This is a genomic window from Piscinibacter sp., assembly GCF_047600445.1.
Lineage (GTDB): Bacteria > Pseudomonadota > Gammaproteobacteria > Burkholderiales > Burkholderiaceae_C > Piscinibacter.
On record NZ_JASGKT010000002.1, the window covers coordinates 2,044,192 to 2,068,196 of the forward strand.

A 24,005-nucleotide genomic window follows, 5' to 3' on the forward strand; every position below is an offset into this window, starting at 1 on the left:
GCGCGGCGCTGCAACGGCATTGTGGGCAGCCTCGTGTGACAGGACATCCCACGCATGCGCCGCGCCCCGCGAGCGAGGGGGATGGCTGTGACGGCGGCGCCACAGCCGGGTGCGTTCTGCACCGATCGCCGGGCGCGGCGACAATGCCGGCCGCATGCCCTCCGGAATCCTCTACGCCGCCAGCGCCTACGTGCTGTGGGGCCTGTTCCCGATCTACTTCGCCCACCTGGCCGCCGTGCCGGCCGCCGAGGTGCTGGTGCACCGCATCGTCTGGTCGCTGCTGTTCGTGCTGGCGCTGCTCGGCGCGCGGCGCCAGTGGGGCTGGCTGGTGCCGGCGCTGCGCAGCCCGAAGGTGCTGGGCGCCTTCGTGCTCAGCGCGCTGCTGCTGTCGTGCAACTGGCTGACCTACATCTGGGCCATCGCCAACGGCCACGTGATCGACGCCAGCCTGGGTTACTTCATCACGCCGCTGGTCAACGTGCTGCTCGGCTACAGCGTGCTGCACGAGCGCCCGCGGCGCCTGCAGTGGGCCGCGCTGACGCTGGCGATGGCCGGCGTGGCGTGGCTGACCGCGCTGACCGGGCAGTTGCCGTGGATCGCGCTGGTGCTGGCGGCGAGCTTCGGCGCCTACGGCCTGATGCGCAAGATCGCGCCGCTGGGCGCGCTCGAAGGCCTGACGCTGGAGACGCTGCTGCTGACGCCGCCGGCGCTGGTGGCCATCGCGCTGTGGTGGCCCACGGCCGGCTTCCCGGCGCCGGACGCCGCGACCAACCTGCTGCTGGTCGGCGTGGGCCCGCTGACCGCGGTGCCGCTGCTGCTGTTCGCCGCCGGCGCGCGGCGCATCCCGATGACGACGCTGGGGCTGCTGCAGTACATCGGCCCGTCGATCCAGTTCGCGCTCGGCGTGTGGCTGTTCGGCGAACCCTTCGGCGGCACGCGGCTGGCCGGCTTCGCGCTGATCTGGGCCGCGCTGGTGCTCTACAGCGCCGACGGCTGGTTCACCGCGCGGCGCGGCGCCGCGCTGGCCGCGCCTAGCTGAAGTCGCCCGCCAGGCTGGCCAGCGTCTCGGGCGCGATCGCCACGTGCGCCGGGTAGTGCGTGTGGTCGCAGCCGAGCTTGACGCCGGCGCCGGCGCGCACCGCGGCACGCGCGGCGGGCGGAAACTCGAAGCGCAGGAAATGCACCGACGAGGTCTTCTCGTCGGTCTCGCGCTCCAGGTCTTCGTCGGCGATCGCGTAGATGCGCGCATGGCCCTCGACCTCGACGAACATGCGGTCTTCGATGTCGATCAGCCGCGCCAGCTCGCGGCGGCGCTCGTGCACGTCGGGGTACTCGATCAGCATCGTCGCCTTCCAGTTCGTGCCGTCGGGCACCAGCGGCGCGTAGGCATCGATCTCGCCCTGGATGCCGGCCTCGTCGAAGATCTTCTCGATGTGCAGCATCTCCTGGATCTGGCGCCGGATGGTGTGCTCGTCCTCGAACTGCACGGTCAGGTGCTCGCCGAGCCGCACGCTGCGCAGCCGGCGGCGCGCGATCGCCTCGGGCTTGCTGCTCTTGCGGATCTTCGCGTAGGCCTCCAGCGTCAGCAGGCTCTCGGGGGTGATGCTCATGCTCGTCTCCGTGCGCGGGGGCTCAGATGCCGTAGGCGCTGCGCAGCAGCGTCAGCGGGTGCGCGACCTTCGCCGCCGGCGCGCCGTTGTTGCCCATGCCCTGGGCGATGTGGTGTGCGGCCATCGGGCAGTCGGAGCCGATGTAGTCCGGCTCGTCCTTGGCCATCTGCTTGAACACCGGGCGGCCGATCTTCATCGCCGTCTCGTGGTAGGGCTTCTTCACGCCGTAGGTGCCGGCATGGCCGGAGCAGCGCTCCACGGTGTTGAGCTGCACGCTGACGCTCTGCGCGATCAGCTTGAGCATCTCTTCGGTCTTGCGGCCGATCTTCTGCACGCGGCCGTGGCAGGGGATGTGGTAGCTGACCTTGCCGAGCGGCTGCTTGAAGTCGGTCTTCAACAGCCCGTCCTTGTGGCGCGCCATCAGGTACTCGAAGGGGTCGTACATGGCCTGCTGCACCGCGACCACGTCGGCATCGCCGGGGAACAGCAGCGGCAGCTCCTGCTTGAACATCAGCGTGCACGAGGGCACCGCGCTGACGATGGCCCAGCCCTCGCGCGCGTACCTCGCCAGCACCGGGATGTTGGCGTTCTTGTGCTTCTCCACGCCTTCCAGGTCGCCGAGCTCGAGCTTGGGCATGCCGCAGCACGACTCCTTCTCGACGATCACCCAGGGGATCTCGTTGTGCTCCAGCGCGGCGAGCAGGTCGTGGCCGATGCCGGGCTCGTTGTAGTTGACGTAGCAGGTGGCGAACACCGCCACCTTGCCGGGGCTGCGCGCGCCGTCCTTCACCTCGGCGGCGCTGCCCTTCTTCTTCGCCTTCCAGCGGAAGCGCTGCGTGGCCAGTTCGGGCATCCAGGCCTTGCGGTCGACGTCGAGCACCCGCTCCATCGCGCCGCGCGCCGCCTTCGTGCGGTTGACCGCGTTGACCGCCTGCACCACCACCGGGATGCCGGCGAACTGGCCGTGCACGTCGGTGGAGGCGAGGAACTTCTCGCCCGCCTTGACCTCGCCCTTGCGGAACTTGATCGCCTTGGCGCGCAGCATGGTGTGCGGGAAGTCGAGGTTCCAGGCGTGCGGCGGCACGTACGGACACTTGGTGAGGTAGCACAGGTCGCACAGGTAGCACTGGTCGACCACCTTCCAGTAGTCGGCCTTGGCGACGCCGTGCACCTCGCCGTCGTCGGTGGCGTCGACGAGGTCGAACAGGTTCGGGAAGCTCTGGCACAGGCTCACGCAGCGCCGGCAGCCGTGGCAGATGTCGAAGATGCGCTCCATCTCGGCGAAGCACCGGGCCTCGTCGTAGAAGTCGGCGCTCTTCCAGTCGACGGCATGGCGCGTGGGCGCTTCGAGGTTGCCTTCGCGGATGGTCATGGGGTCTCCTCCTGCGGCCGCGGAAGAAAGACAAGGGGCGCGCGGCCCCTTGTCGTCGCGAGCGCGCGCGGCGCGTCAGTCGACGAGCGCGTCGAGCGCCTTCTGGTAGCGGTTGGCGTGCGAGCGCTCGGCCTTGGCCAGCGTCTCGAACCAGTCGGCGATCTCGTCGAAGCCCTCGTCGCGCGCGGTGCGCGCCATGCCGGGGTACATGTCGGTGTACTCGTGCGTCTCGCCGGCCACGGCGGCGGCGAGGTTCTGGCGCGAGTTGCCGATCGGCAGGCCGGTGGCCGGGTCGCCCGAGCCGTGCTCGAGGAATTCGAGGTGGCCGTGCGCATGGCCGGTCTCGCCCTCGGCGGTGGAGCGGAACAGCGCGGCCACGTCGTTCTGGCCTTCCACGTCGGCCTTGTTCGCGAAGTAGAGGTAGCGGCGGTTCGCCTGCGATTCGCCGGCGAAGGCGTCCTTCAGGTTCTGCTCGGTCTTCGATCCTTTCAAGCCCATGGTGCGTCTCCTGTCGTTGAGTTGGATTCCGGCCGCGTCTGCGCGCGGCACAGGCGCACCGTAACGCCGCGGTGGCGCCGGGGTCAATATCAAAACTCAATGCGCGGCATTGACTGCGCCTATCCGCGAGGGCCGTGCCGCGCGCCGCCGGAGCGGGCCGCGAAGTTTGCTAGAATGCGCGCTGTCGTGGGGGGGTAGCTCAGCTGGGAGAGCGTCGCGTTCGCAATGCGAAGGTCGGGAGTTCGATCCTCCTCCTCTCCACCACACGATCAATGGAAACGGGCCCTCGCGGCCCGTTTTTCTTTCGGGACCGCGGCCGAGGCCTTGTATCTTTAAGCCTCGGACCGGCTCGGGTAGCCCGAGCGGCCTCTGGGATGTTTGAAGCCCGTGATTGAGCACTGGGCGCCTGAGCCGGACCGTCCTTCTCTGCAACCCGAACGGTTGTAGGAACTTGAAGTTCGCATAGACAAGGATGGGGGTGAGAGGACGTGTCCGACTCTGTTTTTATCGGCATTGATGTCTCCAGCCAGACGCTGGAGATCGCCAGCAGCGAGCAGTCCAAGACCTGGCAGGTGGCCAACGACGTCAGCGGCATCGAGCAACTCGTCCACCAGGCCACGGCCCTGTCGCCGGCGCTGGTGGTGCTGGAGGCCACCGGCGGCTACGAGTTCGAGGCGGCCTGCGCGCTGCAGGCCTCGGGCCTGGCGGTGGCTGTGGTCAACCCGCGCACGGCGCGCGACTTCGCCCGCGCCATGGGTGCATTGGCCAAAACCGACGCGCTGGACGCGCGCATGCTGGCGGCCTTCGCGCGCGTGCTGCACCAGCACCCCGAGCGCGAACGCTTCGTCAAGCCGCTGGCCGACGCCGAGCTGCAGCAGCTGCAGGCCCTGGTGCTGCGCCGTCGCCAACTGGTGCAGATGCTGACGGCCGAGCGGCAGCGTCTGCGCCTGGCGCACGCGGCCTCGCGCCCGAGCATCGAGCGGGTCATTGAGTTTCTGAAGCACGAACTGGGCGACAGCGAAGTGGAGGTGGCAGCGCATGTGCAGCGCCACCATGCCGAGCTGGCCCAGGCGCTGACCAGCGTGCCGGGCATCGGCGCGGCCAGCGTGGCGGTGCTGCTGGCCGAACTGCCCGAACTCGGCAAGCTCGACCGGCGCCGCATTGCCGCGCTGGTCGGCGTGGCGCCGTTGAACCGCGACTCCGGCCAGATGCGCGGGCAGCACTCCATCTGGGGTGGGCGCGCAGATGTGCGACGAACGCTGTACATGGCCACCCTCACGGCGGTCCGGTACAACCCGGCGCTTAAGGTCTGCTACGAACGCCTGCTGGTGGCCGGCAAGCGCAAGAAGGTCGCCCTGGTCGCTTGCATGCGCAAGCTGCTGACGATGCTCAATGCCATCGCCAAACATGGCTCGATGTGGGATTCGACTATGCATAGCGCTTGACGAACAAGACGGTTGCTCAATCCTCGGCCTCGCCACTCCCCGGCAACTCCCCCAGCCGCGCCATCAGTTCGTCCACCGTCGCATAACAGCGCTGGATCAGCTCCACCCCGATCTGCGCCTCGATCTCGCGGTACATCGACTCGATGCGCGGCGCCATCGCGGCGGCCATCGCGCGGCTGCGCGCGGTCAGGGTGACACGCACGCGGCGCTGGTCGCCGGCCATGCGCTCGCGCGCCACCAGGCCCAGCTCGTCCATGCGCGCCAGCACGCCGGCCAGGCTCGGGCTGGAGATGCGGCACAGCTCGCCGATCTGGCGCGGCTCCAGTTCGCCGCGCTCGCCGAGTTCGTACAGCGCGCGCACCACGCGCCACTGCTGCTCGGTCACGCCGTGCGAGTTGAGGATGGGCCGGAAGTGCGCCAGCACGCCCTCGCGCGCCTGCAGCAGCAGCAGCGGCAGGTTGCGGTGGCGGAACGAGGCGGGCTCCGCCGCCTTCTTCGCCCTCGGCGTTTTCCCTGATCGGGTTGACATGCTCTCATCGTAGCAAATACATTGCTCACATCTTAGTGATTTAGTCCGCCGCGCCCTCCATGTCCCACCCGCCGCTGCGCTTCGAGCTGCCGCCGTACCGGCTGTCGGGCACGGTGGTGGGCGCGCTGCTGAACGATCCGGCGCAGCTCGCCGCGCTGGGCGACGCGGTGCATGCCGCGCCGCACAAGGCGCCGCCGCACGCGCCGGTGCTGGAGGTCAAGCCGCGCCACACGCTGGCGGGCGACGGCGCGGCGGTCGAACTGCCCGCGGGCGAGGCGGCGCTCGAAGTCGGCGCCTCGCTGGGCATCGTGATCGGCGCGACCGCCTGCCGCGTCGACGCCGCGCGCGCGCTGTCGCACGTGGCCGGCTACCTCGTCGCGCTCGATTTCAGCCTGCCGCTGGCGGCGCACTACCGCCCCGCGGTGCGGCTGAAGGCGCGCGACGGCTTCTGCCCGCTCGGCCCGGCGGTGGTGCCGGCCTCGGCCGTCGCCGACCCCGACGCGCTGGGCGTCGACGTGAGCGTGGACGGCGCCGTCGCGCACCGCCACACGACCGCCGGGCGCGTGCGCGGCGTCGCGGCGCTGATCGCCGATGTCAGCGAGTTCATGACGCTGCAGCCCGGCGACGTGCTGCTGCTCGGCCGCGCCCACGGCGCGCCGCTGGCGCGCGCCGGGCAGACGGTGGCGGCACGCATCGAGGGCGTGGGCACGCTGCGTGCGCGCCTCGTCGCGGAGGCGCTCGCATGAAGACGGCGCGCGTCGCCCACGCCGGCGCCATCCATCGCGCCACGCCGCACGAGCGCGGCCTGCGGCTCGCCGACGGCCGTGTGCTCGCCGAGCACGAGGTGGTGTGGCTGCCGCCGGTCGAGGTCGGCACGATCATCGCGCTCGGCCTGAACTACGCCGATCACGTCAAGGAGCTGTCCAGGGAGCTGACGGTCACGTCCAAGGACGAGCCGCTGGTGTTCTTCAAGACCGCAGGCGCGCTGGTCGGCCACCGCGGCGCGACGCGCCGGCCGGCCGACGCCGCCTTCATGCACTACGAGTGCGAGCTGGCGGTGGTGATCGGCCGCACGGCGCGGCGCGTGAAGCGCGCCGAGGCGATGGCGCACGTGGCCGGCTACACCGTGTGCAACGACTACGCGGTGCGCGACTACCTGGAGAACTGGTACCGCCCCAACCTGCGCGTGAAGAACCGCGACGCCGCCACCGCGCTCGGGCCCTGGCTGGTCGACGCGGCCGACGTGCCCGACCCGCACGCGCTCGGCCTGCGCACCTTCGTCAACGGCCGGCAGACGCAGTCGGGCAGCACCGCGAACATGGTCAACGACATCCCGGCGCTGATCGAATACCTGAGCGGGTTCATGACGCTGCAAGCCGGCGACGTGATCCTCACCGGCACGCCCGACGGCGTGGTCAACGTGAATGCCGGCGACGAAGTGGTGTGCGAGATCGACGGCATCGGCCGCCTCGCCAACACGCTCGTCGACGGGCAGGAGGCCCCATGAGAATCCCGCACCTGATCGCCGGCAAGGCGGTCGAGAGCCCGCGCTGTTTCGAGACCGTCAACCCGGCCACGCAAGAGGTGCTGGCCGAGGTGGCGCAAGGCGGCGCGGCCGAGGTGAACGCCGCCGTCGCCGCCGCCAAGGCCGCGTTCCCGAAGTGGGCCGCGCTGCCGGCGCCCGAGCGCGCGAAGCTGATGCGCCGGCTCGGCGAGCTGATCGCCGCGAACGTGCCCGAGATCGCCCGCACCGAGACGCAGGACACCGGCCAGGTGATCGCGCAGACCGGCAAGCAGCTCGTGCCGCGCGCGGCCGACAACTTCCACTACTTCGCCGAGATGTGCGTGCGCGTCGACGGCCACACCTACCCGACGCCCACGCACCTGAACTACACGCTGTTCCACCCGGTGGGCGTGTGCGCGCTGATCAGCCCGTGGAACGTGCCCTTCATGACCGCGACGTGGAAGGTGGCGCCCTGCCTCGCCTTCGGCAACACCGCGGTGCTGAAGATGAGCGAGCTGTCGCCGCTGAGCGCCGCGCGCCTGGGCGAGCTGGCGCTGGAGGCCGGCATCCCGGCCGGCGTGCTGAACATCGTGCACGGCACCGGCCGCGAGGCCGGCGAGCCGCTGGTGGCGCATCCCGACGTGCGCGCGATCAGCTTCACCGGCAGCACGGTGACGGGCAACCGCATCGTGCAAAGCGCCGGCCTGAAGAAGTTCAGCATGGAACTGGGCGGCAAGAGCCCCTTCGTGATCTTCGACGACGCCGACCTCGAGCGCGCGCTCGACGCGGCGGTGTTCATGATCTTCAGCAACAACGGCGAGCGCTGCACCGCCGGCAGCCGCATCCTGGTGCAGAAGTCGATCTACGCCGACTTCGCGGCGAAGTTCGCCGCGCGCGCCAGCAAGATCCGCGTCGGCGATCCGCTCGACGAGAAGACCATCATCGGCCCGATGATCAGCCCCGAGCACCTGGCCAAGGTGCGGCGCTACATCGAGCTGGGCCCCAAGGAAGGCGCGACGCTGCTGTGCGGCGGGCTCGACGCGCCGGAGCTTCCGGCCGCGCTCGCGAAAGGCAACTTCGTCAAGCCGACCGTGTTCGCCAACGTGGACAACCGCATGAAGATCGCGCAGGACGAGATCTTCGGCCCCGTCGCCTGCCTGATCCCCTTCGACGACGAGGCCGACGCGATCGCGCAGGCCAACGACATCCAGTACGGCCTGTCGAGCTACGTCTGGACCGAGAACATCGGCCGCGCGCACCGCGTCGCCGCGGCGATCGAGGCCGGCATGTGCTTCGTCAACAGCCAGAACGTGCGCGACCTGCGCCAGCCCTTCGGCGGCACCAAGGCCAGCGGCACCGGCCGCGAGGGCGGCACCTGGAGCTACGAGGTCTTCCTGGAGCCGAAGAACGTGGCGGTGTCGCTCGGTTCGCACCACATCCCGCACTGGGGGGTCTGACATGGGCAAGCTCGCACTCGCCGCCAAGATCACGCACGTGCCGTCGATGTACCTCAGCGAGCTGCCGGGCCCGCGCCAGGGCACGCGGCAGGACGCGATCGACGGCCACCTCGAGATCGGGCGGCGCTGCCGCGAACTCGGCGTGGACACCATCGTCGTGTTCGACACGCACTGGCTGGTCAACGCCAACTACCACATCAACTGCTCGCCGCACTTCAAGGGGCTGTACACCAGCAACGAGTTGCCGCACTTCATCGCCAACATGGGCTACGAGTTCCCCGGCAACCCGGCGCTGGGGGCCCTGCTGGCGAAGACCGCCAACACGATGGGCGTGGAGACGCTGGCGCACGAGCGCACCACGCTCGCGCCCGAGTACGGCACGCTGGTGCCGATGCGCTACATGAACACCGACCAGCACTTCAAGGTGGTGTCGGTGTCGGCGCTGTGCCAGGCGCACTACCTGAACGACAGCGCGCGCCTGGGCTGGGCGCTGCGCCGCGCGGTGGAAGACCACTACGACGGCACGGTGGCCTTCTTCGCCAGCGGCTCGCTGTCGCACCGCTTCGCGCAGAACGGCCTGGCGCCCGAGTTCGCGTTCAAGATCTGGAGCCCCTTCCTCGAGGCGCTGGACCACGAGGTGGTGGAGATCTGGAAGCGCGGCGACTGGAAGACCTTCTGCGGCATGCTGCCCGAGTACGCGGCCAAGGGCCACGGCGAAGGTTTCATGCACGACACCGCGATGCTGCTGGGCGCGCTGGGCTGGAGCGAATACGACGGCCGCGCCGAGATCGTGACGCCCTACTTCGGCGCCTCGGGCACCGGGCAGATCAACGTGGTGCTGCCGGTCACGCCGGCGGCGGGCACGGCCATCCCGAAGCCGGTGGCCTCCAGCGCCGAGGGCTACACCTCGGTGGCGACGCGGCTCTGAGCGGGGCGAAAGGGAGTCGAGGCGATGCCGCAGGTCGTCATCTACTACACGCCGGACCTGGAGGCCGACGGCGCGATGCCCGCGCTGTGCCGCACGCTGGCCGACACCATGCTCACGGTGCGCGACGAGGCCGGCGCGCAGGTCTTCCCGACCGGCGGCGTGCGCGTGTTCGCCTACCCGGCCGCGCACGCGGCGGTGGCCGACGGCTCGGGCGACCACGGCTTCTGCTACATGAACCTGCGCATGGGCCGCGGCCGCAGCGCGGCGGCGCAGCAGGCGGCCGGCCAGGCGCTCGCCGCGGCGGCCAGGGCGCACTTCGCGCCGCTGCTCGCGCGGCGCCACCTCGGCCTGACCTTGCAGGTGGACGTGGGCGACGAGGTTTTCGACGCCAAGTTCGGCAACCTGCACCCGCTGTTCCCCAAAGGGGCTGACAAGCTGTGAACAGACCCTCGATCCCGTTCGGGCTGAGCCCTTCGACAGGCTCAGGACAGGCTCTGTCGAAGCCCCGTCGCGCATCTCGAGCGCCCTTCGACAAGCTCAGGGCGAACGGGCACTTTCACATCCTCTGAGTCATGCTCGACCCGCAAACCATCACCACGCTCGCCCGCCGCCTCTACGACGCGCGCAAGACGCGCACGCCGCTGCGCCACTTCTCGCGCGAGCACCCGGGCATGACGATCGCCGACGGCTACGCGATCCAGCGCGAGTGGGTGAAGCTGGAGATCGCCGACGGGCGCCGCATCCTCGGCCGCAAGATCGGCCTGACCTCGCGCGCGATGCAGCTCTCCAGCCAGATCGACGAACCCGACTACGCGCCGCTGATGGACGACATGTTCTTCGCGCAGGGCGGCGACATCCCGGTCGAGCGTTTCATCGCGCCGCGCGTCGAGGTCGAGCTGGCCTTCGTGCTCGGCCGGGCGCTGAAGGGCCCGGGCGTGACGCTGTTCGACGTGCTCGCCGCCACCGACTACGTCTGCCCGGCGCTGGAGATCATCGACGCGCGCATCGAGCAGTTCGACCGCGAGACCCGCGCGCCGCGCAAGGTGTTCGACACCATCAGCGACTTCGCGGCCAACGCCGGCATCGTGCTCGGCGGCCGGCCGGTGAAACCCGACGCGCTCGACCTGCGCTGGGTCGGCGCGATGCTGTTCAAGAACGGCGTCGTCGAGGAGACCGGCCTGGCCGCCGGCGTGCTCAACCACCCGGCCAACGGCGTGGCCTGGCTGGCCGACAAGATCGCGCCCCACGACGAGCAGCTCAACGCCGGCGACGTGGTGCTGGCCGGCTCCTTCACGCGGCCGACGCCGGCGGTGGCCGGCGACACGCTGCACGCCGACTACGGGCCGCTGGGCACCGTGTCCTTCCGTTTCGCCTGACGAGCGTTGAGAGATTTCATGCCCGCGCACCCGCACATGCACCCGCACAAGCGTGCGCACCCGTTCGGGCTGAGCTTGTCGAAGCCCCATCGAGCCGCTCGGGCGCCCTTCGACAAGTTCAGGGCGAACGGGGAGGTTCTCCCTCAGGGCAAACGGGTTCTCCCCCGGAGCAAGCGGGATCTTTCAGAACAGTCTTTTGCGAGGTAAGCCGCCATGCGCGACACCACCGACCCCTTCCTGCGCCCCGAGCGCTTCGGCCCGGCCGAATGGGAGGCGCGCGTGCAGCTCGCCGCCACCTACCGCATCTTCGACCACCTCGGCTGGGACGAGCTGATCTACAACCACATCTCGCTGCGCGTGCCGGGCGAGGACGGCCACTTCCTGATCAACCCCTTCGGCCTGCACTACCGCGAAGTGACGGCCTCCAACCTGGTGAAGGTCGACATCGAGGGCCGCATCGTCGGGCACAGCGACTGGCCGATCAACCCGGCCGGCTTCACCTTCCACGGTGCGATCCACGCGGCGCAGCCCGACGCGCACTGCGTGATGCACGTGCACACCACGCCGACAATGGCGGTGTGCTGCCTGGAGGAAGGCCTGTCGTTCAGCAACTTCTACGCGGCGCAACTGCACGGCGCGGTGGCCTACCACGAGTTCGAGGGCATCACCGTGCACCTGGACGAAGGCAAGCGCATCCTGGCCAGCGCCGGCGGCAAGCCGGTGCTGCTGCTGCGCAACCACGGGCCGGTGGTGATCGGCCGCACGCTGCCGCACGCCTTCGGGCTGATGTGGCTGGTGCAGCGCGCCTGCGAGGTGCAGATGGCCACGCTGTCCATGGGCCGGCCGCGCCCGATACCGGCTCCGGTGATGGAGGGCTGCGTGCGCGACTCGCTGAACTTCAACCCGAAGTTCGGCGCCGGCGCCGATGCCTTCGCCGCGCTGCAGCGGCTGGTCGACGCGCGCGACCCGGGGTATCGGCGCTAGCCCCCTAAGGCCGCTGAACGCCCCGCCCCAAGGCCAGCGCGAACAACTCGTGACGCTGATGGATGCCCAGCCGCTCGAACGCCCGGTCGCGATAGGTCTTGACCGTGGCCGGCGACAGGCCGAGGTCGGCGGCGATGCCGTCGTGCGTCCAGCCGCGCAGCAGCCGCTCGCACACCTCGCGCTCGCGCCGCGTCAGCGCGGCGAAGGCGTCCAGCACCGGCAGCGGCTGCGGGCGCAGCGCGAGCTGCCGGCGCACGCAGCCCAGCACCAGCGGGCCGATGGCGTGCAGCGCGTCGCGCTCGTCGTCGGAGAAGGCGCGCTGCGTTTCGTGGCGGTAGAGGTTGACCGTCAGCAGCGCGCCGTCGGCGTCCTCGCAGGCGAGCGACAGGCGCTCCGACAGGCCGTGCCGCTCGAAGACGCGGCGCCGGTGCTCGGGCGCCAGTTCCAGCGCGTGCATGTGCGCCAGCACCGCGCCGCCGCGCGCGATGCCTTCGCGCACGCCGGCCAGCGCGCGGTCGCGCCGCCACAGCCCGTCGCGGTAGGCGCCGAAGGCGTCGGCCACGCAGTCCTGCTCGTGCAGGCAGCCGCCGAAGTGCAGTTGCGGCGGCGCGTCGTCGAAGATGCGGTAGACCGTCCACCAGCCCAGCGGCATCAGCCGCGCGAGCTGCTCCAGGCCGCGCTGGCCGAAGGCCTCGTCGCCGATGCAGCCGATCAGCCCGGCCAGCGCCGCCGCCGCGCCCGGCTCGACGCGCAGGCCGGCGCCCGCGTCGGCCGTCAGCGCATCGAGCAGGCGGATGTCCATGCTCCCGATTCTCCCCGTTCCACCACCACACCACCACGGAGACAAACCATGTCACTACGACGCCCCCTGATCGCCTCGCTGACCGCCCTGTCGCTGTTCGGACTGGCCGGCGCGGCACGCGCCGACATCCACATCGGCGTGACGCTCTCGCTCACCGGCCCGGGCGCCTCGCTCGGCATCCCGGCGGAAAACGCGCTCAAGCTCTGGACCGGCGAGATGGCCGGCCAGAAGGTGCGCTTCACCGTGCTGAACGACGCCACCGACAGCACCACGGCGACCAAGAACACGCAGAAGCTGATCACCGAGGAGAAGGTCGACCTGATCATCGGCTCGTCGGTCACGCCGACCTCGCTGGCGGTGGTCGAGACCGCGGGCGCGGCCGGCGTGCCGGTGGTCTCGATGGCCGGCGGCGGCGCGATCGTGCTGCCGCAGGACGGGCCCCGCAAGTGGGCCTTCAAGCTCTCGCCGACCGAGCCGATCTCGGTCAACATGGTCATCGACCACATCCTGAAGAACAAGGGCAAGACCATCGCCACCATCGGCGCGGCCAACAGCTACGGCGACGGCTTCCTGAAGGTGGTCGAGCAGTTGGCTGCGGCCAAGGGCCTGAAGCTGGTGGCTGTCGAGAAGTACACGCCGACCGACCAGAGCGTCACCGCGCAGACCGTCAAGATCCTCGCGGCGAACCCCGACGCGGTGTACATCCTCAGCTCGGGCACGCCCGGCGCGCTGCCACAGATCGAGCTGGCCAAGCGCGGCTACAAGGGCGCCGTGTACCAGACCCAGGGCGTGGCCAACAACGACTTCCTGCGCGTCGGCGGCAAGGACCTGGAAGGCGGCTACATGACCGTCGCGCCGGTGCTGGTGGCCGAGCAGTTGCCCGACGCCAGCCCGGTGAAGAAGCCGGCGGTGGACTTCGTGCACCGCTTCGAGACCAAGTACGGCGCCGGCAGCCGCTCGCTGTTCGCCGCGACGATGTGGGACGCGCTGCTGATCGTGCAGCAGGCGGCCGGCCAGGCGATCAAGAAGGCTCAGCCCGGCACGACCGAGTTCCGCAGCGCGCTGCGCGACAACATCGAAGGCATGAAGGAGTTCGTCGGCTCGCAGGGCGTGTTCAACATGACGCCGGCCGACCACAACGGCGTGGACCACCGCTCGCAGGTGATGGTGCGCATCGAGAACGGCACCTGGAAGCTGGTCAGGGACTGAGCGTGGCGCGCCGCTTCAGCCAGCGGCGCATCGCCAGCGACGGCCCGTCGGCGCGGAACGAGATCTCGTGCGCCGCGCCCGGCGGGTAGTTCTCGAGGTTGCGCTCGATCGCCTCCAGGCCGTCGATGTCCTCCTGGAAGGCGGCGAGCAACTGGCCGTGCATGAACTCGGTGATCTCGCCGTCTTCGAGCCCGAAGTTGCGCCCGTGATGGATGAAGTAGTGCGTGCTGGTCGCCGTCTCGGGCGTGACGATGTGCGCGGTGCGGATCGCGCGCGAGGGTTGCTGATCCTCGGGAATCGCGCAGGCGTGGAAACGCGCGTGCACCTCGTGCAGCGCCGGCGAGTGGAAGGTCGAGCTGGTGATGCGCGCCGCGTCCACGCCTTCCAGCCCGGTGGGCCGGGCCCACACCGGCGGCAGCCGCGTCGGCACCACGCGGCGCAGCAGCGAGAAGTGGCCGGCCTCGGCGTCGATCTTCGTCTCGTAGGGCGCGCTGGCGTAGTCGGGCGTGCCGAAGGTCTTGGCGTGCAGGAAGCTCAGGTGCGTCAGGTCGAGCAGGTTCTCGTGCAGGCGCACGTAGCTGGCGCGCAGGTGCAGCCGCTCGCGCGAGGCACGCCAGCCTTCGGTGTCGGAGATCCACGGCAGGTGCGGCGGGTCGCGGTCGGGCGGCGTCGCGCCCATCCAGATCCACACCAGCGGCCCGAGCTGCTCGGCCGCGAAGGCGCGCACGCGCGCGCCCGGCGGCACGATGCTCTGCGAGGGCACCGAGCGGCACACGCCGTCGCAGCCGAAACGCGCGCCGTGGTAGCCGCAGACGATGCTGTCGCCGTCCACCGTGCCCAGCGACAGCGGCATCGAGCGGTGCGCGCAGCGGTCTTCCAGCGCCATCACGCCGCCGTCGGTGCGGCGCAGCAGCATCAACGGCACGCCGAGGATGCGGCGCGCCAGCGGCGTGCGCGTCACCTCGTGGTCGAAGGCGGCGACGTACCACTCGTCGAAGACGAAGGGCGTGCGCTCGTCGGCGAGTTCGGCCTGGAAGCGCAGCGCGGCTTCGCGCGCACGGTCGGCCAGGGGCTGGTCCATGTCGTCTCCTGTCGTCGTTTTGTCGTAGTGCGATGCTGCGCCTATGCCTGAGCGCCGTCTGTCCCCCGCGCGGCGGACAATCCGCGCCATGCCCGCGATGCCCGCCCCGCGCCTGAGCCTGGACGCCGAGGCGCTCGCGCGCGTCGTCGAGCGCCTCGGCCACGACGGCTTCGGCGCCGCGCTGATCGCCTGGCTGGCGCCGGCCTTGCAGCCGGCGCACGCCACCGCCTTCCGCTACGACAGCGGCTTGCAGGCGCGCGTGGTGATGACGGCCAGCGCCGGCGGCGGGCCGGCGGCGCTGCAATCGGCGCGCGTCTACGCCGGCAGCGGACTGGCGCGGCTGGACCGGCTGCGCGGCCTGATCCCGCCGCGCGGCGAGGCCGTCGACGGCAACCCGGCGATCGTGCGGCTGCGCCGCGAGGAGATCGCCGACACCGCCTACCGCGAGCAGTTGTGGGACCGCTTCGGCCTCGTCGACCGCGTCTCCGCGCTGGCGCTGGTCGACGGCCACTGGAGCGCCTTCAACCTCTACCGCGACCGCGCCGGCGGCCCGTTCGGCGCGCGCGAGCTGGCGCGCTTCGCGGCGCTGGCGCCGCTGCTGCTGGCCCTGCTGGGCCGCCACCTGGACGCCTTGCAGCCGGCCGCGCAGGACGGCCCGGCGACGCGCCTGGCGCCCGAGGCCGCCGAGGCGATGCTGCGCCGGCTGCCGGCGCGCCTGAGCGCGCGCGAACGCGAGGTCTGCGCGCTGACGCTGGCCGGCCACACGCGCGAGGGCATCGGCCTGGCGCTGGGCATCGCGCCGAGCAGCGTGGCCACGCTGCGCCGGCGCGCCTACGGCAAGCTCGCCATCCACGGCGCCGGCGAGCTGTTCGCGTTGTGCCTGAACCACGCGCCGCGCTGAAACGAGGGCCGCCGCGTCGCCAGCGCAGAGGACAGACAAACGCCGCCCGCGCCGCTACCGTGCGGCATCGAACGACGACAGGAGACAACAACCATGTTCATCCGCAACTGCTGGTACGTCGTCGCCTGGGACCACGAAATCCCGGACGACGGCCTGTTCGCGCGCACCGTGATCGGCGAGCCGCTGCTGCTGTTCCGCACCGCCGCCGGCGAGGTGGTGGCGCTGGAAGACCGCTGCTGCCACCGGCTCGCGCCGCTGTCGGCGGGGCGCAAGGAGGGTGACTGCGTGCGCTGCGGCTACCACGGCCTGAAGTTCGATGCCAGCGGCACCTGCGTCGAGATTCCCGGCCTGGCCAGCGTGCCGCCCAAGGCGCGCGTGCGCCGCTACCCGGTGGCGGTGAAGAACCACTGGGTGTTCGCCTGGATGGGCGAGCCCGAGCGCGCCGACGTCGCGACGCTGCCCGACAACTTCTCCTGCGGCGACCCCGACTGGCACTACAAGCCCGGCTACCTGCACTACGACACGCCCTGGGCGCTGATCGCCGACAACCTGCTCGACTTCTCGCACCTGAGCTACGTGCACGAGAAGACGCTGGGCGGCACGCCGGCCATCGCGCAGTCGCGCCCGACGATCGAGAAGGTGCCGCGCGGCGTGCGCGTCTCGCGCCACGTACCCGACGTGCCGCCGCCGCCCTTCTACCTGCGCATGAAACCCTTCGACGGCAACATCGACCGGCACTTCGTCTACGACTTCGTGCTGCCGGCCACGCTGCTGATGCACTCCGGCGGGCGCCCCACCGGCACCACCGACAAGGACGGCCCGCCCTCGGTGCAACTGCACTCCTGCCAGGCGCTGACGCCCGAGACCGAGGGCAGCACGCACTACTTCTTCATGCAGGGCGTGCCGACGGCGCAGGGCGGTTCGAGCCTGGCCGACAACGTCTACAACAGCCTGGTGCAGGCCTTCAACGAAGACCGCGACATGATCACCGCGCAGGCGCGCATCATCGCGATGAAGCCCGACGCACCGATGCTGCCGCTGGCGATGGACTCGGCGCTGATCCAGTTCCGGCGCGTGGTCGACGAGGCGCTGCGCGCCGAGGCCTGAAGCCGCCCCGCTTATGCGAGCGGCGCACTTGCTTAGAAGCTTCGCGTCCTAGGGCGGCGCGGGGCCGGGGGCGACAATCGTGGATTCGTTCCGCGCACGCCCCATGAACTTCCAGCAACTCCGCGCCGTCCGCGAGACCGCCCGCCTCGGCTTCAACCTCACCGACGTGGCGCACGCGCTGCACACCTCGCAGCCGGGCGTCAGCCGCCAGATCCGCGAGCTGGAGGACGAACTCGGCATCGAGATCTTCGTGCGCGCCGGCAAGCGCCTGACCGGCCTGACGCCGCCCGGCGCGGTGCTGCTGCCCATCGTCGAGCGGCTGCTGCTCGACGCCGACAGCCTCAAGCGCGTCGGCGACGAATTCGTCGCGCAGAACAGCGGGCGCCTGTCGATCGCGGCGACGCACTCGCAGGCACGCTACGCGCTGCCGACGGTGGTGCGCGACTTCCGCGCCGTCTACCCGCAGGTGACGCTCGAACTGCACCAGGGCTCGCCGCGCCAGGTGGCCGACATGCTGCTGTCCGGCGAGGCCGACATCGGCGTCGCCACCGAGGCATTGGCGCAGTACGAGCAGCTCGTGGCGCTGCCGTGCTACCGCTGGACGCACAGCATCATCGTGCCGCCCGGCCACGAGCTGCTGGAGACCGAGGGCCCGGTGACGCTGCAACAGCTCGCGCGCCATCCGATCATCACCTACGAGAGCGGCTACACCGGCCGCACGCACATCGACGAGGCCTTCGACAAGGCCGGCCTGAAACCCGGCGTCGTGCTCAGCGCGATGGACGCCGACGTGATCAAGACCTACGTCGAGCTGGGCATGGGCGTGGGCATCGTCGCCGCGATCGCCTTCGACCCGGAGCGCGACCGCACGCTGCGCGCGCTCGACGCGCGCCATCTCTTCGAGGTCAACCTGACGCGCCTGGCCATCCGCCGCGGCACCTGGCTGCGCGGCTACGTCTACGCCTTCATCGAATCCTTCGCGCCGACGCTGACGCGCGAGCTGGTGCAGCGGGCGCTGGCGGGTGAGGCGGTGGAGGTTTGAGCTTGGCTTGAGAGGCAGGCGCGGCCCCGTGGGGGCGATTTGGGGGCGGCGAGAAGCGCAGGCGCCGGGGTCGGCGCGCGTACCCGCGCGCTTCGTCCTCATGCTCGTCGCGGGTGTCTGAGCGCAGCGGGCCAGGCCCGCGCAGCGAGTTCCGCGACGCGACCCCGGTGTCGAGCATCGCAGCGAAGTCGGTGCGCAGCACCGACCGCCACCGCATGAGCCCCCACGGGGCCGCGCCTGCCGCGCCGCTCCAGCGCCGACGCCGACGCCGACGCCAAAGCCAGCGCCAACCCCTTCAGATCATCGCCGCCGGATCGACCAACTCCTCGGCGAAGCGCGTCACCTTGCGCGGCCGCAGGTGCACCGCCGAGCCGGGCTGGAGGCCGAGGCGGTCGCGCAGCGCGAGGTATTCGGCGCGCGGCATCTCGACGTCGACGTAGCCGGCTTCGTCGACGCGGCGCAGTTCCAGCCGCGTGTTCGGCCCGACCGTGAGCGCCTGCGACAGCACCGCCGCGACCGCGCCCTCCTCGGCCGCCGCGACGATCTCCAGCTCGTGCGGGCGCACGTAGCTGACCTCGCCGCCGGTGGCGCCGGGGCCGTGGCCGAAGCGGCCGTGGAACAGGTTCACGTCGCCGAGGAACTGCAGCACGAAAGGCGAGGCCGGGTGGTCGTAAACCTCGTCGGGCGTGCCCTGCTGCTCGATGCGGCCCTCGTTCATCACAACGATGCGGTCGGCGACTTCCATCGCCTCCTCCTGGTCGTGCGTGACGAACACGCTGGTCACGTGCATCTCGTCGTGCAGCCGGCGCAGCCAGCGGCGCAGCTCCTTGCGCACCTTCGCGTCCAGCGCACCGAAAGGCTCGTCGAGCAGCAGCACCTTGGGCTCCACCGCCAGCGCACGCGCCAGTGCGATGCGCTGGCGCTGGCCGCCGCTGAGCTGGTGCGGGTAGCGGTCGGCGATCCAGTCGAGCTGCACGAGCTTGAGCAGCTCGGTCACCTTGGCGCGGATGTCCTTCTCGCCCGGCCGCGTCGCCTTGGGCCGCACGCGCAGCCCGAAGGCGACGTTCTCGAAGATCGTCATGTGCGCGAAGAGGGCGTAGTGCTGGAACACGAAGCCGACGTGGCGCTGGCGCACGTCGGTGTGGGTGGCGTCCTCGCCGTGGAACAGCACGGTGCCGCTGTCCGGCACCTCCAGCCCGGCGATGATGCGCAGCAGCGTGGTCTTGCCCGAGCCCGAAGGCCCGAGCAGCGCGACCAGCTCGCCGGCCGGGATGTCGAGGTCGAGCTTGTCGCAGACGACGGTCTTGCCGAAGCGCTTGTTCAGGTTGCGGATCTCGATGCTCATTTCATTCGCTCCGTTCGCCGGCCGTGCGTTTCTCGTTCTTCATGCGCTGCTCGACCAGGTACTTCAGCACCAGCGTCACCAGCGCCAGCAGCGCCAGCAGCGAGGCCACCGCGAAGGCGGCGGCGAACTGGTATTCGTTGTAGAGGATCTCGATGTGCAGCGGCATCGTGTTGGTCTGGCCGCGGATGTGGCCCGAGACCACGCTGACCGCGCCGAATTCGCCCATCGCGCGCGCGTTGCACAGGATCACGCCGTACAGCAGCGCCCATTTCACGTTCGGCAGCGTGACGCGGCGGAAGATCTGCCAGCCGTTCGCGCCGAGCACGCGCGCGGCCTCCTCCTGCTCGGTGCCCTGCGCCTGCATCAGCGGGATCAGCTCGCGCGCGACGAAGGGGAAGGTCACGAACACCGTGGCCAGCACGATGCCCGGCACCGCGAAGACGACCTTCAGGTCGTGGTCGCGCAGCCACTCGCCGAACCAGCCCTGCAAGCCGAACACCAGCACATAGATCAGGCCGGCGATCACCGGGCTGACGGAGAACGGCAGGTCGATCAGCGTCAGCAGCACGTTCTTGCCGCGGAACTCGAACTTGGCGATGCACCAGGCCGCGGCGATGCCGAACACCAGGTTCAGCGGCACGCTGATCAGCGCGGCGATCAGCGTCAGCTTGATGGCCGCCAGCGCGTCGGGCTCGACGATCGCGGCGAGGTAGACGTCCCAGCCCTTCTTGAACGCCTCGGCGAACACGATGGCCAGCGGAATGAAGAGGAAGAAGGCGAGGAAGGCGAGCGCGGTGGCGATCAACAGCCACTTGACCCAGGCGGGCTCGGTGGTGGCGGCCTGGATCGGGCGCGGGGCCACACCGGTGGCTCGCGCCGGCGCTTCGACAGGCTCAGCGCGAACGGGGATGGACATGCTGCTGCTCATCGCCCCTGCCTCGCCCGCGTCCAGGCCTGCAGGCCGTTGATCGCCAGCAGCAGCACGAAGGCCGCCACCAGCATCACCACCGCGATGGCGGTGGCGCCGGGGTAGTCGTACTGCTCCAGCTTGGTGATGATGAGCAGCGGCGTGATCTCGCTGATCATCGGCATGTTGCCGGCGATGAAGATCACCGAGCCGTATTCGCCGAGTGCCCGCGCGAAGGCGAGCGCGAAGCCGGTCAGCAGCGCCGGCGTCAGGATCGGGAAGATCACCTTCTGGAAGGTCTGCCAGCGGTTCGCGCCCAGCGTCGCCGCGGCCTCCTCGACCTCCTTGTGCAGGTCTTCCAGCACCGGCTGCACGGTGCGCACCACGAACGGCAGGCCGATGAAGGTCAGCGCGACCAACACGCCCAGCGGCGTGAAGCTCACCTTGAAGGGCAGGAACTGGCCTATCCAGCCGTTGCCGGCGTACAGCGCCGTCAGCGCGATGCCGGCCACCGCGGTGGGCAGCGCGAACGGCAGGTCGACCAGCGCATCGACCAGCCGCTTGAAGGGGAAGTCGTAGCGCACCAGCACCCACGCGACGACCAGGCCGAAGAAGGCGTTGAGGAAGGCCGCCGCGAGCGAGGCACCGAAGGTCAGCCGGTACGAGGCCAGCACGCGCGGCGAACTGACCGCATCCCAGAATGCCGGCCAGCTCATCGTGAAGGTCTTGAGGAAGGCCGCGCTGAGCGGGATCAGCACGATCAGCCCCAGGTACAGCAGCGTGAAGCCGAGCGCCAGGTCGAAGCCCGGCAGCACGCTGTGCCGCTTGAGCAGCGTCCGCGTGAAGATCATCGCTTCTTCGCCCGCGCGATGACCTGGTCGTACAGGCCGCCGTCGTCGAAGTGCTCCTTCTGCGCCTTCTTCCAGCCGCCGAACACCTCGTCGACAGTGAAGGCGTTCACCTTGGGGAAGTCCTTCGCATGCTTCGCCAACACCTTGGCATTGCGCGGGCGCAGATGGTGCCTGGCGGCGACCTCCTGGCCCTCGTCGGACCACAGGTACTCGAGGTACGCCTCGGCCTCGGTGCGCGTGCCGCGCCGGTCGATCACCTTGTCGACCACACTCACCGGGTTCTCGGCCAGCACCGTCCAGGTCGGATAGACCACCTCGAAGTCGCCGCCGAACTCGCGCTTGATCAGCGGCACCTCGCTCTCGAAGGTGACCAGCGCATCGCCCAACTGGCGCTGCGCGAAGGTGGTGGTGGCGCCGCGGCCGCCGCCGTCGAGCACCGGCACGTTGGCGAAGATGCGCTCCACCAGCGCCTGCGCGGCCGCCGGCGCCACGCCGTTCTTCAGCGCCGCGCCCCAGGCGGCCAGATAGGTGTAGCGGCCGTTGCCCGAGGTCTTGGGGTTGGGGATGATCACAGACAGCCCCGGCTTGCCGAGATCGTTCCATTCGCCGATCTGCTTCGGGTTGCCCTTGCGCACCAGGATCACCGATATGGAGGTGGTCGGCGAGGCGTTGTCCGGCAGCCGCTTGGCCCAGTCGGCCGGGATCAGCGCGCCGCGCTCGGCCAGCAGGTCGATGTCGTTGGCCTGGTTCATCGTGATGACGTCGGCCTCCAGGCCCTCGACCACGCTGCGCGCCTGGCGGCTGGAGCCGCCGTGCGACTGGTTGAGCGTCAGTTCGGCGCCGGCGGTCTTCTTCCAGTGCGCGGCGAAGACGGCGTTGTAGTCCTTGTAGAACTCGCGCGAGACGTCGTAGCTGACGTTCAGCAGCGTCTTGGCGGCGGTCGGGCCGGCCTGCGCGAAGGCCGGCGGCGAGGATGCGAGGGCGGCCAGCGCCAGCAGCGCGGCGCGTCGGGTCGTGAAGGTCATGACGGATCGGGGCTCGGGGTGCGTGCGTCCTCGCCTCACTTGCGGGTGTAGATCTGGTCGAACACGCCGCCGTCGCCGAAGTGGGTCTTCTGCGCCTGGGTCCAGCCGCCGAACACCTCGTCGATGGTGAACAGGTTCACCTTCGGGAACTGCTTCTCGTACTTCGCCGCGACCTTCGGGTCGGTCGGCCGGTAGAAGTTGCGCGCCGCGATCTCCTGGCCTTCCGGCGTGTAGAGGTATTGCAGGTAGGCCTGGGCCACGTCGCGCGTGCCCTTCTTGTCGGCCACCTTGTCGACCAGCGCCACCGGCGGCTCGGCCAGGATGCTCTGCGGCGGGTAGACGATGTCGAACTTGTCGGCGCCGAACTCCTTGATCGACAGGTGCGCCTCGTTCTCCCAGGCCAGCAGCACGTCGCCGACGCCGCGCTCGGCGAAGGTCACCGTCGAGCCGCGCGCGCCCGAGTCGAGCACCGGCACGTTGGCGAACAGTTTGGCGACGAAGTCGCGCGCCTTGGCGTCGTTGCCGCCAGGCTGCTTCAGCGCGAAGCCGTAGGCGGCCAGGTAGCCCCAGCGCGCCCCGCCCGAGGTCTTGGGGTTGGCGGTGATCACCGAGACGCCGGGCTTGACCAGATCGTCCCAGTTCCTGATGCCCTTCGGGTTGCCCTTGCGCACCAGGAAGATGTAGGTTGAGGTGTAGGGCGCGCTGTTTTGCGGCAGGCGCTTCTGCCAGTCGGCGGGCAGGAGTTTCGCCTTCTCGGCGATCTCGTCGATGTCGTAGGCCAGCGCGAGCGTGACCACGTCGGCCTCCAGGCCGTCGATCACCGAGCGCGCCTGCTTGCCCGAGCCGCCGTGGCTCTGCTTGACCGTGACGGTGTCGCCGGTCTTGCCCTTCCAGTGGGCGGAGAAGGCCTTGTTGAAGTCGACGTACAGCTCGCGCGTCGGGTCGTAGGAGACGTTGAGCAGCGTCACGTCCTTGGCCGGCGCGGCGCCGGCGAATGCGGCGAGGCCGGCGGTGACGAAGAGGGTGTGCAGGAGTCGGGTGGTGTGCTTCATGGGCCGGGATGCTAGGAAGCGCATCCCGGCCTGGGAACGAAGGAAACCGACGCTGCTTATGCGGCTTTCGCGCTTCAGACCGCGAACGACCACTCGCCCCACTCGGCATGCGCGATGCGCTGCTCGCGCGCGGCGCGCTGCAAGGCCGTCTGCACCCAGCGCGAGGCCAGCGGCAGCGGGCCGTGGCCCGACTCGACGTTGATGTGGCCGGCGTCGCCGAGGTTGACGAAGTGGCTGCCCCAGCGCTGCGCCCAGCGGCGCGCGCTGGCGGGTTTCATCCACGGGTCGGTGTCGCTGGCGACCAGCGTGGTGCTGCGCGGCAGGCGCTGCGGCGGCAGCCGGCCGGCGATGCCGAAGCGGTCCGGCTCGGCCGGCGCCACCAGCAGCGCCGCGACGACCGGCGAATCGGGCTGCTGCGCGAGATGCCGGGCCAGCGCCAGGCAGCCGAAGCTGTGCGCCACCGCGACGAAGCGGCGCCCGCCGCCCAGCGCCGCGACGTGGGTGATGCGTTCGGCCCAGCGCTCGAGGTCGGGCTCGGACCAGTCGCGCTGCCTGACGCGCAGCGCATCGCGGTGCTGCGCCTGCAGCCAGCTCTGCCAGTGGCCGGGGCCGCTGTCGTTCAGCCCGGGCACCACCAGCAGGCGCGGCGGCTCAAAGCGCGGCAATCGACACCTCGGTCGACTTGACCAGCGCGATCACCTCCTTGCCGACCGCGAGCCTCAGTTCCTTGACCGAGCGCGTCGTGATGACCGAGGTGACGACCAGGCCCTGCGCCGTCTCGACGTCGATCTCGGAGACCACCGGGCCTTCGATGATCTCCTTGACCTTGCCTCGGAACTGGTTGCGGACGTTGATGGCGGTGATGCTCATGCTGCGGCGCCTTTCTGCGGGGGGGTGAGGACGATGAAACCCTCACTCTAGGCAGGCGCGGCGCGGCGGGGAACGAACGAATCCGCCGCTGCAAATGCGCGCCGCGCATG

26 protein-coding genes and 1 tRNA gene are annotated in these 24,005 nt (G+C 70.3%); 14 read left to right on the plus strand and 13 right to left on the minus strand.

All coding sequences use genetic code 11. The features are described from left to right. The first annotated feature begins 154 nt into the window (after positions 1 to 154). Complete coding sequence (rarD, locus tag QM792_RS13775; protein ID WP_415150673.1) at positions 155 to 1,039, plus strand: EamA family transporter RarD; 885 nt, start codon at positions 155 to 157, stop codon at positions 1,037 to 1,039. Here the strand turns inward: rarD and QM792_RS13780 are convergent. The 3 genes from QM792_RS13780 to QM792_RS13790 all read right to left on the minus strand — a co-directional run bounded on the left by QM792_RS13780 (position 1,032) and on the right by QM792_RS13790 (position 3,480). Then, positions 1,032 to 1,610, minus strand: a complete 579-nt coding sequence (locus QM792_RS13780; protein ID WP_415150674.1) for a DUF3501 family protein — start codon at positions 1,608 to 1,610, stop codon at positions 1,032 to 1,034. The genes rarD and QM792_RS13780 overlap by 8 nt on opposite strands. Positions 1,611 to 1,632: 22 nt before the next feature. Next, positions 1,633 to 2,982 carry a (Fe-S)-binding protein gene (locus QM792_RS13785; RefSeq protein ID WP_415150675.1) on the minus strand — a complete coding sequence of 450 codons (1,350 nt, stop codon included), beginning with the start codon at positions 2,980 to 2,982 and terminating at the stop codon, positions 1,633 to 1,635. Positions 2,983 to 3,057: 75 nt separating this feature from the next. Next, a complete protein-coding gene (locus QM792_RS13790) occupies positions 3,058 to 3,480 on the minus strand; it encodes a rubrerythrin family protein (protein WP_415150676.1) in 423 nt (140 codons plus the stop codon). Between the two features lie 188 nt (positions 3,481 to 3,668). Between QM792_RS13790 and QM792_RS13795 the strand changes: the two genes are divergently transcribed. After that, a tRNA-Ala gene (locus tag QM792_RS13795) sits at positions 3,669 to 3,744 on the plus strand. Between the two features lie 224 nt (positions 3,745 to 3,968). Then, positions 3,969 to 4,925 (plus strand): IS110 family transposase, encoded by a 957-nt coding sequence (locus QM792_RS13800; protein WP_415147377.1) that lies wholly within the window; start codon positions 3,969 to 3,971, stop codon positions 4,923 to 4,925. Positions 4,926 to 4,941: 16 nt separating this feature from the next. Here the strand turns inward: QM792_RS13800 and hpaR are convergent, their stop codons facing one another. Continuing rightward, complete coding sequence (gene hpaR, locus QM792_RS13805) at positions 4,942 to 5,454, minus strand: homoprotocatechuate degradation operon regulator HpaR (protein ID WP_415150677.1); 513 nt, start codon at positions 5,452 to 5,454, stop codon at positions 4,942 to 4,944. A 59-nt stretch (positions 5,455 to 5,513) separates the two neighbouring features. On the opposite strand from hpaR, the gene QM792_RS13810 reads away from it, so the two are divergent. The 7 genes from QM792_RS13810 to QM792_RS13840 all read left to right on the plus strand — a co-directional run bounded on the left by QM792_RS13810 (position 5,514) and on the right by QM792_RS13840 (position 11,703). Continuing rightward, positions 5,514 to 6,200: a fumarylacetoacetate hydrolase family protein gene (locus QM792_RS13810; protein WP_415150678.1), complete on the plus strand. Its 687-nt coding sequence runs from the start codon at positions 5,514 to 5,516 to the stop codon at positions 6,198 to 6,200. After that, positions 6,197 to 6,961, plus strand: a complete 765-nt coding sequence (locus QM792_RS13815) for a fumarylacetoacetate hydrolase family protein (protein ID WP_415150679.1) — start codon at positions 6,197 to 6,199, stop codon at positions 6,959 to 6,961. Before QM792_RS13810 ends, QM792_RS13815 begins: the two co-directional genes overlap by 4 nt. Beyond that, a complete protein-coding gene (gene hpaE / locus QM792_RS13820) occupies positions 6,958 to 8,415 on the plus strand; it encodes a 5-carboxymethyl-2-hydroxymuconate semialdehyde dehydrogenase (protein ID WP_415150680.1) in 1,458 nt (485 codons plus the stop codon). Before QM792_RS13815 ends, hpaE begins: the two co-directional genes overlap by 4 nt. A 1-nt stretch (position 8,416) precedes the next feature. Further along, positions 8,417 to 9,343 carry a 3,4-dihydroxyphenylacetate 2,3-dioxygenase gene (gene hpaD, locus QM792_RS13825; RefSeq protein ID WP_415150681.1) on the plus strand — a complete coding sequence of 309 codons (927 nt, stop codon included), beginning with the start codon at positions 8,417 to 8,419 and terminating at the stop codon, positions 9,341 to 9,343. 24 nt (positions 9,344 to 9,367) lie between these two features. Further along, a complete protein-coding gene (locus QM792_RS13830; RefSeq protein WP_415150682.1) occupies positions 9,368 to 9,784 on the plus strand; it encodes a 5-carboxymethyl-2-hydroxymuconate isomerase in 417 nt (138 codons plus the stop codon). Between the two features lie 131 nt (positions 9,785 to 9,915). Continuing rightward, on the plus strand, positions 9,916 to 10,719 hold the full coding sequence (gene hpaH / locus QM792_RS13835) for a 2-oxo-hept-4-ene-1,7-dioate hydratase (protein ID WP_415150683.1): 804 nt from the start codon (positions 9,916 to 9,918) through the stop codon (positions 10,717 to 10,719). A gap of 213 nt (positions 10,720 to 10,932) precedes the next feature. Beyond that, complete coding sequence (locus QM792_RS13840; protein WP_415150684.1) at positions 10,933 to 11,703, plus strand: class II aldolase/adducin family protein; 771 nt, start codon at positions 10,933 to 10,935, stop codon at positions 11,701 to 11,703. 4 nt (positions 11,704 to 11,707) lie between these two features. Here QM792_RS13840 and QM792_RS13845 read toward each other — a convergent pair whose 3' ends face one another. After that, a complete protein-coding gene (locus QM792_RS13845) occupies positions 11,708 to 12,505 on the minus strand; it encodes a helix-turn-helix transcriptional regulator (protein WP_415150685.1) in 798 nt (265 codons plus the stop codon). Positions 12,506 to 12,553: 48 nt separating this feature from the next. Between QM792_RS13845 and QM792_RS13850 the strand changes: the two genes are divergently transcribed. Next, complete coding sequence (locus QM792_RS13850; RefSeq protein WP_415150686.1) at positions 12,554 to 13,714, plus strand: ABC transporter substrate-binding protein; 1,161 nt, start codon at positions 12,554 to 12,556, stop codon at positions 13,712 to 13,714. Here QM792_RS13850 and QM792_RS13855 read toward each other — a convergent pair. Further along, the gene (locus tag QM792_RS13855; RefSeq protein ID WP_415150687.1) at positions 13,704 to 14,795 is read right to left on the minus strand and encodes a Rieske 2Fe-2S domain-containing protein; all 1,092 of its coding nucleotides are present in this window, start codon (positions 14,793 to 14,795) and stop codon (positions 13,704 to 13,706) included. The two genes, QM792_RS13850 and QM792_RS13855, sit on opposite strands and share 11 nt — an antisense overlap. Positions 14,796 to 14,883: 88 nt before the next feature. Between QM792_RS13855 and QM792_RS13860 the strand changes: the two genes are divergently transcribed. The 3 genes from QM792_RS13860 (at position 14,884) to QM792_RS13870 (ending at position 17,845) form a co-directional block, all read left to right on the plus strand. Continuing rightward, entirely contained in the window at positions 14,884 to 15,696 is an 813-nt protein-coding gene (locus tag QM792_RS13860) for a helix-turn-helix transcriptional regulator (protein WP_415150688.1), read from the plus strand. A gap of 93 nt (positions 15,697 to 15,789) precedes the next feature. After that, entirely contained in the window at positions 15,790 to 16,803 is a 1,014-nt protein-coding gene (locus QM792_RS13865; protein ID WP_415150689.1) for a Rieske 2Fe-2S domain-containing protein, read from the plus strand. Between the two features lie 103 nt (positions 16,804 to 16,906). After that, positions 16,907 to 17,845, plus strand: coding sequence for a CysB family HTH-type transcriptional regulator (locus QM792_RS13870; protein WP_415150690.1), 939 nt, complete (start codon positions 16,907 to 16,909; stop codon positions 17,843 to 17,845). Between the two features lie 295 nt (positions 17,846 to 18,140). Here QM792_RS13870 and QM792_RS13875 read toward each other — a convergent pair whose 3' ends face one another. The 7 genes from QM792_RS13875 to QM792_RS13905 all read right to left on the minus strand — a co-directional run bounded on the left by QM792_RS13875 (position 18,141) and on the right by QM792_RS13905 (position 23,895). Continuing rightward, positions 18,141 to 19,190, minus strand: coding sequence for a sulfate/molybdate ABC transporter ATP-binding protein (locus QM792_RS13875; RefSeq protein ID WP_415150691.1), 1,050 nt, complete (start codon positions 19,188 to 19,190; stop codon positions 18,141 to 18,143). 1 nt (position 19,191) lies between these two features. Beyond that, positions 19,192 to 20,118 carry a sulfate ABC transporter permease subunit CysW gene (gene cysW / locus QM792_RS13880; protein ID WP_415150692.1) on the minus strand — a complete coding sequence of 309 codons (927 nt, stop codon included), beginning with the start codon at positions 20,116 to 20,118 and terminating at the stop codon, positions 19,192 to 19,194. Continuing rightward, the gene (gene cysT / locus QM792_RS13885) at positions 20,115 to 20,948 is read right to left on the minus strand and encodes a sulfate ABC transporter permease subunit CysT (protein WP_415150693.1); all 834 of its coding nucleotides are present in this window, start codon (positions 20,946 to 20,948) and stop codon (positions 20,115 to 20,117) included. The genes cysW and cysT overlap by 4 nt, the downstream gene beginning before the upstream one ends. Further along, positions 20,945 to 21,973, minus strand: coding sequence for a sulfate ABC transporter substrate-binding protein (locus tag QM792_RS13890; RefSeq protein ID WP_415150694.1), 1,029 nt, complete (start codon positions 21,971 to 21,973; stop codon positions 20,945 to 20,947). Before QM792_RS13890 ends, cysT begins: the two co-directional genes overlap by 4 nt. A gap of 35 nt (positions 21,974 to 22,008) precedes the next feature. Continuing rightward, on the minus strand, positions 22,009 to 23,025 hold the full coding sequence (locus QM792_RS13895) for a sulfate ABC transporter substrate-binding protein (protein WP_415150695.1): 1,017 nt from the start codon (positions 23,023 to 23,025) through the stop codon (positions 22,009 to 22,011). Positions 23,026 to 23,099: 74 nt separating this feature from the next. Then, positions 23,100 to 23,690, minus strand: a complete 591-nt coding sequence (locus tag QM792_RS13900; RefSeq protein WP_415150696.1) for an RBBP9/YdeN family alpha/beta hydrolase — start codon at positions 23,688 to 23,690, stop codon at positions 23,100 to 23,102. After that, positions 23,677 to 23,895 carry a TOBE domain-containing protein gene (locus QM792_RS13905; RefSeq protein WP_415150697.1) on the minus strand — a complete coding sequence of 73 codons (219 nt, stop codon included), beginning with the start codon at positions 23,893 to 23,895 and terminating at the stop codon, positions 23,677 to 23,679. Before QM792_RS13905 ends, QM792_RS13900 begins: the two co-directional genes overlap by 14 nt. Between the last annotated feature and the right edge of the window lie 110 nt (positions 23,896 to 24,005).

Bases quoted from the DNA above. Each gene is read 5' to 3' on its own strand.
- rarD (WP_415150673.1), top strand. From the start codon at position 155: ATGCCCTCCGGAATCCTCTACGCCGCCAGCGCCTACGTGCTGTGGGGC.
- QM792_RS13780 (WP_415150674.1), bottom strand. From the start codon at position 1,610: ATGAGCATCACCCCCGAGAGCCTGCTGACGCTGGAGGCCTACGCGAAG.
- QM792_RS13785 (WP_415150675.1), bottom strand. From the start codon at position 2,982: ATGACCATCCGCGAAGGCAACCTCGAAGCGCCCACGCGCCATGCCGTC.
- QM792_RS13790 (WP_415150676.1), bottom strand. From the start codon at position 3,480: ATGGGCTTGAAAGGATCGAAGACCGAGCAGAACCTGAAGGACGCCTTC.
- hpaR (WP_415150677.1), bottom strand. From the start codon at position 5,454: ATGTCAACCCGATCAGGGAAAACGCCGAGGGCGAAGAAGGCGGCGGAG.
- QM792_RS13810 (WP_415150678.1), top strand. From the start codon at position 5,514: ATGTCCCACCCGCCGCTGCGCTTCGAGCTGCCGCCGTACCGGCTGTCG.
- QM792_RS13815 (WP_415150679.1), top strand. From the start codon at position 6,197: ATGAAGACGGCGCGCGTCGCCCACGCCGGCGCCATCCATCGCGCCACG.
- hpaE (WP_415150680.1), top strand. From the start codon at position 6,958: ATGAGAATCCCGCACCTGATCGCCGGCAAGGCGGTCGAGAGCCCGCGC.
- hpaD (WP_415150681.1), top strand. From the start codon at position 8,417: ATGGGCAAGCTCGCACTCGCCGCCAAGATCACGCACGTGCCGTCGATG.
- QM792_RS13830 (WP_415150682.1), top strand. From the start codon at position 9,368: ATGCCGCAGGTCGTCATCTACTACACGCCGGACCTGGAGGCCGACGGC.
- hpaH (WP_415150683.1), top strand. From the start codon at position 9,916: ATGCTCGACCCGCAAACCATCACCACGCTCGCCCGCCGCCTCTACGAC.
- QM792_RS13840 (WP_415150684.1), top strand. From the start codon at position 10,933: ATGCGCGACACCACCGACCCCTTCCTGCGCCCCGAGCGCTTCGGCCCG.
- QM792_RS13845 (WP_415150685.1), bottom strand. From the start codon at position 12,505: ATGGACATCCGCCTGCTCGATGCGCTGACGGCCGACGCGGGCGCCGGC.
- QM792_RS13850 (WP_415150686.1), top strand. From the start codon at position 12,554: ATGTCACTACGACGCCCCCTGATCGCCTCGCTGACCGCCCTGTCGCTG.
- QM792_RS13855 (WP_415150687.1), bottom strand. From the start codon at position 14,795: ATGGACCAGCCCCTGGCCGACCGTGCGCGCGAAGCCGCGCTGCGCTTC.
- QM792_RS13860 (WP_415150688.1), top strand. From the start codon at position 14,884: ATGCCCGCGATGCCCGCCCCGCGCCTGAGCCTGGACGCCGAGGCGCTC.
- QM792_RS13865 (WP_415150689.1), top strand. From the start codon at position 15,790: ATGTTCATCCGCAACTGCTGGTACGTCGTCGCCTGGGACCACGAAATC.
- QM792_RS13870 (WP_415150690.1), top strand. From the start codon at position 16,907: ATGAACTTCCAGCAACTCCGCGCCGTCCGCGAGACCGCCCGCCTCGGC.
- QM792_RS13875 (WP_415150691.1), bottom strand. From the start codon at position 19,190: ATGAGCATCGAGATCCGCAACCTGAACAAGCGCTTCGGCAAGACCGTC.
- cysW (WP_415150692.1), bottom strand. From the start codon at position 20,118: ATGAGCAGCAGCATGTCCATCCCCGTTCGCGCTGAGCCTGTCGAAGCG.
- cysT (WP_415150693.1), bottom strand. From the start codon at position 20,948: ATGATCTTCACGCGGACGCTGCTCAAGCGGCACAGCGTGCTGCCGGGC.
- QM792_RS13890 (WP_415150694.1), bottom strand. From the start codon at position 21,973: ATGACCTTCACGACCCGACGCGCCGCGCTGCTGGCGCTGGCCGCCCTC.
- QM792_RS13895 (WP_415150695.1), bottom strand. From the start codon at position 23,025: ATGAAGCACACCACCCGACTCCTGCACACCCTCTTCGTCACCGCCGGC.
- QM792_RS13905 (WP_415150697.1), bottom strand. From the start codon at position 23,895: ATGAGCATCACCGCCATCAACGTCCGCAACCAGTTCCGAGGCAAGGTC.